Origin of the sequence: Mesorhizobium sp. M2A.F.Ca.ET.042.01.1.1, from assembly GCF_003997405.1 — a bacterium.
Classification (GTDB): Bacteria; Pseudomonadota; Alphaproteobacteria; order Rhizobiales; family Rhizobiaceae; genus Mesorhizobium.
Window position 1 is genome coordinate 1 of sequence record NZ_RZRX01000532.1, and the last position, 1,574, is coordinate 1,574.

Annotated in this window: 1 protein-coding gene and 1 pseudogene; one reads left to right on the plus strand and one right to left on the minus strand. The window is 66.0% G+C overall.

What is annotated here, in order from left to right:
* Positions 1-1,001, minus strand: a 1,001-nt coding sequence (locus tag EOA23_RS34565) for a PAS domain-containing protein (protein WP_127307304.1), incomplete at its 3' end; no start/stop codon positions are given.
* Between the two features lie 208 nt (positions 1,002-1,209).
* Between EOA23_RS34565 and EOA23_RS34570 the strand changes: the two are divergent.
* A pseudogene (locus tag EOA23_RS34570) lies at positions 1,210-1,574 on the plus strand (flagellar biosynthetic protein FliO); the annotation flags it as partial.

Here is a 1,574-nt window from a genome sequence, read left to right on the forward strand (position 1 = left end):
TCCTCGCTCTGGGTACGGTTTGGCATGATGGTGCGGGTCGGGCCGTTCACGCCCTCGCGGCTTGCCGAAACCCGGTGCATGAAGCGCACCGGCAACGCCTGGCCGCTCATCGTGGTGAGGTCGAGGTCGATGACGGCATTGCGGGTCGTGCCCGGATCGGCCTTGACCGAGCGGACCAGCGCCATGCCGTCGCCGGCGATGATTTCCGGCAGCGTGATGGCGCCCGGCGTGAAGGAGGCAAGGTCGATGCCCAGCCACTCGGCGAGCGTGGCGTTGATATAGGTGACGCGGCCTTCCTGGTCGGCCGAGAAGAACCCGGCCGGCGCATGGTCGAGATGGTCGATGGCCTTTTGCAGGTCGAGGAAGAAACGCTCCTGCTCCGCCCGTTCCTGCGAGATGTCGGCAAGCTGCCAGGCCAGCATCGGCAGCCTTTGCCCGGGCATGCTGAAGGCGCGGGCGCGGGCCCGGTACCAGCGCGCGCCGGGCTCGGCGCCGGGCTTGATCGACTGCGCCAGCCGGAACTCGCCGTCGCCCGCCTGGCCGTCGCGCAGGCCCGACGCCAGCCTGTAGATCGTCATCGAGGCCTCGGGAACATCAGACAAGAGACCTTCGACGGTCTTGAGATCGGCCGCCGAGGCGGCGCCCGTCATGTCGGCATAGGCGCGATTGGCGTAGACGACGCGGCCCTTGGTGTCGGTCACCAGCAGCCCCTGCGACATCGAGTCGACAAAGGCTTTCGACAATTCGTCGCTAGTCGACCGCGGCGCGATCTGCACGAAGCCAATCGCGGTCGCGAACAGGAAGCCGACGCCGATCATGGCGAGCACGCCGAGCATGCCGAGCAGGAATGGATCGCCGAGCCGCTCGCGGAAAAGTCCGAAGACGATCGCGGCGCCGGTCAAGACGACGATGAAGACGATGAGCCTGGTGACGGCGCCCGGACGCGTGTTCTGGTCGACGATCGGTACCGGATAGAAATCGCCGCGCGCTTCCTTGGCCATGTTCCCCCTGCTCGTGATTCCGGTGTCCGACGGGCGCGGACGGCCGGTTGAATCACATTCTCCTGTAGCGGAAAAGGCCCCGGCGGCAAATGTCCGATAAAATCAATGATTCATGTTTCAAACTGTTCACGATGGGTGATGTGAACTTGCGGCGGGCCGCCACCGCGGTCTAGTGTCGCCTGACCTCAAGAGGCGATTGGGTGCACCGATGCTGCAGTGGCTGGATAGCGTGGCGGGTCCGGGTTATGTCGCCGCAATCCTGTGGACGTTTGCAGCACTCATTTTGCTCGTCGTCATCCTGCTCGTCATCAAGGTTGTGCGCAATCTTACCTTCGGCACTTTCGTGGCCGGCGGCAGGAACCGCAAGACGCGCCTCGCGGTCATGGACGCGACCGCCGTCGACAGCCATCGCAGGCTGGTGCTGGTGCGCCGTGACGACATCGAGCATCTGATCCTGATCGGCGGGCCGACCGATGTCGTGGTCGAGCGCGATATCAGGCTGGCGGCGCCGCGCCGGCCGGCGCTGACCGGGGACAGCGGCCAGCAGCAGGCAACCGCCGCCGCGCGCACGCG